The organism is Novilysobacter selenitireducens, from assembly GCF_020026895.1.
Lineage (GTDB): Bacteria > Pseudomonadota > Gammaproteobacteria > Xanthomonadales > Xanthomonadaceae > Lysobacter_C > Lysobacter_C selenitireducens.
In genome coordinates, this window is sequence record NZ_JAINZW010000008.1 from 86,413 (window position 1) to 93,154 (window position 6,742).

8 protein-coding genes are annotated in these 6,742 nt (G+C 68.8%); 3 read left to right on the forward strand and 5 right to left on the reverse strand.

What is annotated here, in order from left to right; translation table 11 throughout:
- Positions 1-158: 158 nt before the first annotated feature.
- The gene (locus tag K6753_RS13915) at positions 159-977 is read left to right on the forward strand and encodes an SDR family oxidoreductase (RefSeq protein WP_223677068.1); all 819 of its coding nucleotides are present in this window, start codon (positions 159-161) and stop codon (positions 975-977) included.
- A 7-nt stretch (positions 978-984) separates the two neighbouring features.
- Here K6753_RS13915 and K6753_RS13920 read toward each other — a convergent pair whose 3' ends face one another.
- Complete coding sequence (locus K6753_RS13920; protein WP_223677069.1) at positions 985-1,857, reverse strand: ion transporter; 873 nt, start codon at positions 1,855-1,857, stop codon at positions 985-987.
- 79 nt (positions 1,858-1,936) lie between these two features.
- Between K6753_RS13920 and K6753_RS13925 the strand changes: the two genes are divergently transcribed.
- Complete coding sequence (locus K6753_RS13925) at positions 1,937-3,166, forward strand: aspartate aminotransferase family protein (RefSeq protein WP_223677070.1); 1,230 nt, start codon at positions 1,937-1,939, stop codon at positions 3,164-3,166.
- A 25-nt stretch (positions 3,167-3,191) separates the two neighbouring features.
- Here K6753_RS13925 and K6753_RS13930 read toward each other — a convergent pair whose 3' ends face one another.
- Genes K6753_RS13930 through thiE form a run of 3 tightly spaced genes read right to left on the reverse strand, consistent with a single transcriptional unit; the run spans position 3,192 to position 5,772 of the window.
- Entirely contained in the window at positions 3,192-3,803 is a 612-nt protein-coding gene (locus tag K6753_RS13930) for an HAD family hydrolase (RefSeq protein WP_223677071.1), read from the reverse strand.
- Positions 3,804-3,805: 2 nt separating this feature from the next.
- Positions 3,806-5,098 carry a glutamate-1-semialdehyde 2,1-aminomutase gene (hemL, locus tag K6753_RS13935; RefSeq protein ID WP_223677072.1) on the reverse strand — a complete coding sequence of 431 codons (1,293 nt, stop codon included), beginning with the start codon at positions 5,096-5,098 and terminating at the stop codon, positions 3,806-3,808.
- Positions 5,095-5,772, reverse strand: a complete 678-nt coding sequence (thiE, locus tag K6753_RS13940) for a thiamine phosphate synthase (protein ID WP_223677073.1) — start codon at positions 5,770-5,772, stop codon at positions 5,095-5,097. Before thiE ends, hemL begins: the two co-directional genes overlap by 4 nt.
- Positions 5,773-5,839: 67 nt before the next feature.
- On the opposite strand from thiE, the gene K6753_RS13945 reads away from it, so the two are divergent.
- Entirely contained in the window at positions 5,840-6,031 is a 192-nt protein-coding gene (locus K6753_RS13945) for a rubredoxin (protein ID WP_223677074.1), read from the forward strand.
- 19 nt (positions 6,032-6,050) lie between these two features.
- Here K6753_RS13945 and K6753_RS13950 read toward each other — a convergent pair whose 3' ends face one another.
- Entirely contained in the window at positions 6,051-6,500 is a 450-nt protein-coding gene (locus K6753_RS13950) for a DUF192 domain-containing protein (RefSeq protein WP_223677075.1), read from the reverse strand.
- Positions 6,501-6,742 lie beyond the last annotated feature (242 nt).

Genomic DNA, 6,742 nt, shown 5'->3' on the forward strand with positions numbered 1-6,742 from the left:
CCAACGTAACCGACAGCAGGAGCGACGTAAGTCGCGACCACGCGGGTCGTCGCCGCCACCCCTTGGGACCGCGGGTTGCGCCTGCGGGTGCAACGCCGGCGCTCCGCGGCTGAAGCCGCTCCTACAATTGGGCCGACGCGGATTACGGAGCAGCAGCAATGTCCACCCTTGCGGGCAAGACCCTTTTCATCACCGGCGCCTCGCGCGGCATCGGTCGCGCCATCGCGCTGCGCGCCGCACGCGACGGCGCGAACATCGCCATCGCCGCCAAGTCCGCGGTCGCCAACCCCAAGCTGCCCGGCACCATCCACAGCGTGGCATTCGAGGTCGAGAGCGCGGGCGGCCGCGCGCTGGCGCTCAAGTGCGACATCCGCGAGGAGGACCAGGTGCGCGCCGCGGTCGCGGCCGCGGTCGAGCACTTCGGCGGCATCGACATCCTGGTCAACAACGCCAGCGCGATCTGGCTGCGCGGCACGCTCGATACGCCGATGAAGCGCTTCGACCTGATGCAGCAGGTGAATTCCCGCGGCAGCTTCCTGTGCGCCCAGGCCTGCCTGCCGCACCTGCTCAAGGCCGAGGATCCGCACATCCTCACGCTGGCGCCGCCGCCCAGCCTGGCGCCGCACTGGTGGGGGCCGCACACCGGTTACACGCTGGCCAAGATGGGCATGAGCTTCGTCACGCTGGGGCTGGCCGCGGAGTTCGGCCCGCAGGGCGTCGCAGTCAACGCCTTGTGGCCGCGTTCGATCATCGCCACCGACGCCATCAACATGATCCCCGGCGTGGACGCGGCGCAGTGCCGCACGCCGGACATCGTCGCCGATGCCGCGCACGCCATCCTGACGTCGGCAGGCGGGCGCTACGCTGGCCAGTTCTTGGTGGACGAGGATGTGCTGCGTGCCGCCGGCGTGGTCGACCTCGACCGGTATGCGGTCGACCCCACCCGGCCGCTGCTGCCCGACCTGTTCCTGGATTGAGGCTCCCTCAGCCCATCGGCGCGGCCAGCGCATGGCCGCAGCAGCGGCAGAAATGCGCCTCGGGGTCGTGCCCCTCCATCCCGCAGTCCGGGCAGGCCCGGTTGTCGACAACCCGGGTTCTTGCATCGGCCTGGCGCAGGCTGCTGGCCAGCTCGGCCGTGTAGATGCCTGTCGGTACGGCGATCACGCTGTAGCCGATCAGGATCAGGATGCTGGTGATGAAGCGGCCCAGCGTGGTGGCCGGTGCGATGTCGCCGAAACCGACCGTGGCCATGGTCACGATGGCCCAGTACATCCCCATCGGGATGCTGTCGAAGCCGTGTTCCGGCCCCTCCACCACGTACATCAGCGCGCCGAAGATGACCACGACGGTCAGTACCGCGCAGATGAAGACGAAGATCTTGCGCCGGCTGCGCCACAGCGCGCCCACCAGCACGCCGCCTTCCTCCACGTACTGCACCAGCTTGAGGATGCGGAACAACCGCAGGATGCGCAGGATGCGCACCACCAACAGGCTCTGGCTTCCCGGGAACAGCAGCGACAGGTAAGTGGGCAGGATCGACAGCAGGTCGATGATTCCCCAACTGCTCAGGCCGTAGCGCACCGGTCGCTTCACCACGGCCAGTCGCAGCGCGTACTCGGCCGTGAACAGCAGCGTGAACCCCCACTCGATCGCGTACAGCACATGGCCGTAGGTGGCGTGGATGTGGTCCACGCTGTCGAGCATCACCACCGACACGCTGGCCACGATCGCCACGATCAGCAACAGATCGAAGTTGCGTGACGGCGGGGTGTCGTGGCGATAGATGATGTCGAACCAGGTGCGCCGCCAACCGGTTTCGGTAGCGGGGTTCAACTGCGGCGAGAACAGCAGGCGCATTGGGACCTCCGGCCGGGGATTGTGCCGCAGCGTGCCGTGCAATCGGCGAGAATGCGCGCCCGCCCCGCGAACCGCCGCCATGACCGATTCCACCGCAGACCTCTATGCGCTGGCCGAGCGCTACTACGTGCCCGTGTACCGGCCGCGCCGGATCGTGCTGGACCACGGTCGGGGATCGCGCGTGTGGGACCGGGACGGCGTTGAATACATCGACTTCGGCGCCGGCATCGCCGTCAATGCACTCGGCCACGCGCATCCGGCCCTGCTCGCGGCCCTGCACGAGCAGGCCGGCAAGCTGTGGCACACCAGCAACGTGTTCGTCAGCGAGCCGCCGTTGCGGCTGGCGCAGGCGCTGGTGGAGGCCTCGGGCTTTGCCGAGCGCGTGTTCTTCTGCAATTCCGGCGCCGAGGCCAACGAGGCCGCGATCAAGCTGGCAAGGCGCTGGGCCAGTGCGCAGGGGCGCGGGCCGGAGCGTCGCACCATCCTCAGCTTCCGCGGCAGCTTTCATGGCCGCACGCTGGCCGCGGTGACGGCCACCGCGCAGCCCAAGTACCACGAAGGTTTCGAGCCGCTGCCGCCGGGCTTCGCCTACAGCGACTTCAACGACCTGGCTGCCGCCAAGGCCGCCATGGCGGACGGCAGCGTCTGCGCGGTACTGGTCGAGCCGGTGCAGGGCGAGGGCGGTGTCACGCCTGCGACGCCTGGGTTCCTGGCGGGGCTGCGTGAGCTGTGCGACCGCCACGATGCATTGCTCATCTGCGACGAGATCCAGTGCGGCATGGGCCGGACCGGGCACCTGTTCGCCAGTCACGGCTACGGCGTGGAACCGGACGTGGTGACGCTGGCCAAGGCCCTGGGCAGCGGCTTTCCGATCGGCGCGATGCTGGTGGGCGCGCGCGCCGCCGATACGCTGTCCTTCGGTGTACACGGCACCACGTTCGGCGGCAATCCGTTGGCGGCGGCCGTCGCAGGGGCCGCGCTGAAGGAGCTGACATCCGCGGCGTTGATGGAAAACGTCTCGCGCCAGGCCGATGCGATCCGTGCCGGCCTTGCAGCCCTGCACGCCGAGTTCGATCTCTTTGACGACGTGCGTGGCGCGGGCCTGATGATCGGCGCGCAGTTGCGTCCCGCGCACGCCGGCCGCGCCGGCGACATCCTCGATGCCTGCATCGGGCAGGGGCTGCTGCTGCTCCAGGCCGGGCCGGACGTGCTGCGCTTCGTGCCAGCCCTCAACATCGGCGACGACGACATTGCCGAAGGCCTGCGACGGCTGCGGCGCGCGCTTGCGGGATGCCTCGCGTCCGGCTGAAGTAGGGCCCCGGGATGCGGACGGGTCAGGCCAAGCCGGCGTCGGACAGGATGCGCTGAAGCGCGGCCGGTTCCTCCGCCTGACGCGCATCCAGCCCGAGCCCGGCCGCGGCAGCGACGTGCGTGGCCGAGTCGTCGACGAACAGTGTGTCAGCGGCACCCACTCCGAAATGCGCCAGCGCACGCTGGAAGGCGGCGGGCTCGGGCTTACGGGCCCCCAGCGCACCGGAGAGCAGCACCGCGCCATCCAGCTGCGGGAACCACGACGGCACGAGGGCGCGAATGACCTCGCCCATCAACGGCCCGTTGTTGCTGAGAATGCCGACCGCGGCCCGGCCGGCGAGGGCAGAGACGCAGGCCTCGGTATCGGGATCCACATGCGTGGACGCGCGCCGTGCCGCGCACCATGTCGCGGCATCGATGGGCGCGCCAAGCGCATCGCCCAGTTGATGCAGGTACTCGCCGGTCGACAGCAGACCGGCGTCGTAACGCGCCTCCAGGCCCTCGTCCATCAATGCGCGTCGGACGCGCTCCGAAGAACAGCCTGTGCTCCGTGCCAGATGCGCGAAACGCACCGCGTGCGAATAGCTCGCCAGCACGCCGTCGAAATCCAGCAGGACCAGACGCGGGCACGGCATCGTCAGCCCGTCGCGACCTCGGCGAACGCGGCGCGCGCGGCCTCTACCGTGGCCGCGATCTCCGCCTCGCCATGCGCGCTCGACACGAAGCCGGCCTCGAACGCGGACGGCGCCAGGTATACGCCGCGCTCGAGCATGGCGTGGAAGAAGCGGTTGAAGCGCGCACTGTCGGAGCCCTTGGCGTCCTCGAACGTCTCGATCGGGCCTTCGCGGAAATACAGCCCGAACATGCCGGGCGCGCGCACCGTGTGGAAGGTGACACCGGCGTCGCGCGCGGCCGACTCCAGCCCGTCGCACAGCGCATGCGTGCTGCGCTCCAGTGCATCGTGGAAGCCGGGTTCGCGGATCAACTCGAGCGTGGCCAGGCCCGCGGCCATCGCTACCGGATTCCCGCTCAGCGTGCCGGCCTGGTAGATCGGGCCGGCCGGTGCCACCTGCGACATCAGGTCGCGCCGGCCGCCGTAAGCGCCCACCGGCATGCCGCCGCCGATGATCTTTCCGAACGTCGACAGGTCCGGCGTGATGCCATAGCGCTGCTGCGCACCGCCCAGCGCGACCCGGAATCCGGTCATGACTTCGTCGAAGATCAGCAGTGCGCCATGCTTCGTGCACAGGTCGCGCAGGTGCTGCAGGTAGCCGTCGCGCGGCAGGATGCAATTCGCATTGCCGACGATGGGTTCGATGATCAGGCCGGCGATGTCGCTGCCGGCCTTCTCGAACAGTTCGGTGGCCGCGTCGAAATCGTTGTACGGGATGGTCAGCGTCAGGTCGGCCAGCGCCGACGGGACGCCCGGCGAGTTCGGCAGGCCCAGGGTGAGCGCGCCGCTGCCGGCCTTCACCAGGAAGCTGTCGCCGTGGCCGTGGTAGCAGCCCTCGAACTTGACGATGCGGTTGCGCCCGGTCGCGCCACGTGCCACGCGGATCGCCGAGAGCGTCGCCTCGGTGCCGGAGTTGACCATCCGCACCATCTCGCAGCTGGGCACGATCGAGGTGATTGCCTCGGCCATCGTGACTTCCAGCGCGTTGGGTACGCCGAAGCTCAAGCCATCGCGCATGGTGCGCTCGACAGCCGCCAGCACCTTCGGGTGCGCGTGCCCGGCGATCATCGGCCCCCACGAACCGACATAGTCGATGTAGCGGTTGCCATCGACGTCGTGCAGGTAAGGACCTCCCGCGCGCTGCACGAAGAACGGCTCGCCGCCCACGGACTTGAAGGCGCGCACCGGCGAGTTGACGCCGCCGGGCAGCAGTTCCGAGGCACGGGTGAACAGGGCATGGGAGCGGTCGGTCTTCATCGGGTCTGGTCCGGGTGGGCTGGCGCGCCGTGGCGGGCAGCGGGGGAAGGAAGCGCGAAGGCGCGCAGGTAGTGCCGCACCGACAGCGCGGGGTCGGGCGCATCGAACACGCCACTGATCACCGCGACCAGGTCGGCGCCTGCGGCGATCAGCGAGGGCGCATTGTCCGGGGTGATCCCCCCGATCGCCACCCGCGGAACGCCAAGGTTGGCCGATGCCTCCAGCAGCGCCGGGGCGGCACGTCGTGCGTTGGGCTTGGTCGGAGATGGAAAGAACGCGCCGAACGCGACGTAGGTGGCGCCCTGATCGACGGCGCGCCGTGCAAGCTCGATGTCGTCGTAGCAGGAGGCGCCCACCAGCGCGGTGTCGCCCAGCGCGTCGCGCGCCGCGCGCAGATCGCCGTCGTCCTCGCCCAGGTGCGCGCCGGCCGCGCCGAGGTCGGCCGCCAGGCGCCAGTCGTCGTTGACGATCAATGGCACGTCGTAGGCGCGGCAGATCTCCAACAATGCAGTGGCCTGCTCGCGACGCAGGGCGGCATCCGCCACCTTGTTGCGGTACTGCAGCCACGTGGCGCCGGCACCCAGCACCGTCCTCGTCCGTTCCAGCAGGCGTGCGGTGTCGGGTTCGTCGGGCGTGATCACGTAGAGGCCGGTGCGCGGCCAGCGCTCGTTCATTCGCGTGCTTCCGTGGGGGCGGGCGGGGTGGGACAATGCGCGTCCCGAATTTGCGCATTATCCGCCCATGTCCGACACCGCCACGACCACCGCCTACCGCACCTGGATGTGCGTCGTCTGCGGTTTCATCTATGACGAGGCCAAGGGGCTGCCGGAAGAAGGTATCGAGCCGGGCACGCGCTGGGACGATGTGCCCGACACGTGGACGTGCCCGGACTGCGGTGTCACCAAGGACGATTTCGAAATGATGGAGGTCTGACGCGCCGCGTCGACCTCGATCAGTGCGCCGGGATGTCCGGTCCGAACGTCATCTTCATCCCGTCCTGCAGGCCGATGCGCGCGGCTTCGCCCGCGTTGAGCTCCAGCACGTAGCGCGCCGGGGCATCGCTCGGGTAAGGCGGACATGCATTGCCCGCCGAGCACGGCGGCACGTCCCGCTGCTGCGACACCAGCGTCCGGTCCTCGTCGAAGTAGAGGATGTCCAGCGCGATGCGCGTGTTCTTCATCCAGTACGCCTGCGGTGCTTGCCGCTCGTGGATGAAGAGCATCCCGTGGCCCGCCGCCAGTTCGTCGCGGAACATGAGGCCACGTGAGCGCTCGAAATCGTCGTCGGCGATCTCCACTTCGTAGCGCGTGTCGGCCACTTCCACCCACATGTCCGAGCCCATGGCACAACCCGACAGCAATAGCCCCAGGCACGCGGCGGAGAGTTTCGAGACGAAGGACATGTGCATTGGGGGCGCGGGTAGAAGAGGTGGGTTGCCGACCTTCTGACAGCGGTGACGACCCGTCAAGCGAGGCCTGTGAAAAAAATTTGCGACACCCCCTTCCCAACCCGATGTTGCATGTGCACAATGCGCGGCCCTGCTGAGGGGGTGGCCTTGAGGGGCTGCCGAATCGGCGGGGGATCTGAAGCAGAAAGCGTGTCGAGAAGGTGTTGACGGCCCGGAAATCTGCTGTAAGATGTGCG

Bases quoted from the DNA above. Each gene is read 5' to 3' on its own strand.
- K6753_RS13950 (WP_223677075.1), bottom strand. From the start codon at position 6,500: ATGTCCTTCGTCTCGAAACTCTCCGCCGCGTGCCTGGGGCTATTGCTG.
- K6753_RS13920 (WP_223677069.1), bottom strand. From the start codon at position 1,857: ATGCGCCTGCTGTTCTCGCCGCAGTTGAACCCCGCTACCGAAACCGGT.
- K6753_RS13930 (WP_223677071.1), bottom strand. From the start codon at position 3,803: ATGCCGTGCCCGCGTCTGGTCCTGCTGGATTTCGACGGCGTGCTGGCG.
- K6753_RS13925 (WP_223677070.1), top strand. From the start codon at position 1,937: ATGACCGATTCCACCGCAGACCTCTATGCGCTGGCCGAGCGCTACTAC.
- K6753_RS13915 (WP_223677068.1), top strand. From the start codon at position 159: ATGTCCACCCTTGCGGGCAAGACCCTTTTCATCACCGGCGCCTCGCGC.
- thiE (WP_223677073.1), bottom strand. From the start codon at position 5,772: ATGAACGAGCGCTGGCCGCGCACCGGCCTCTACGTGATCACGCCCGAC.
- hemL (WP_223677072.1), bottom strand. From the start codon at position 5,098: ATGAAGACCGACCGCTCCCATGCCCTGTTCACCCGTGCCTCGGAACTG.
- K6753_RS13945 (WP_223677074.1), top strand. From the start codon at position 5,840: ATGTCCGACACCGCCACGACCACCGCCTACCGCACCTGGATGTGCGTC.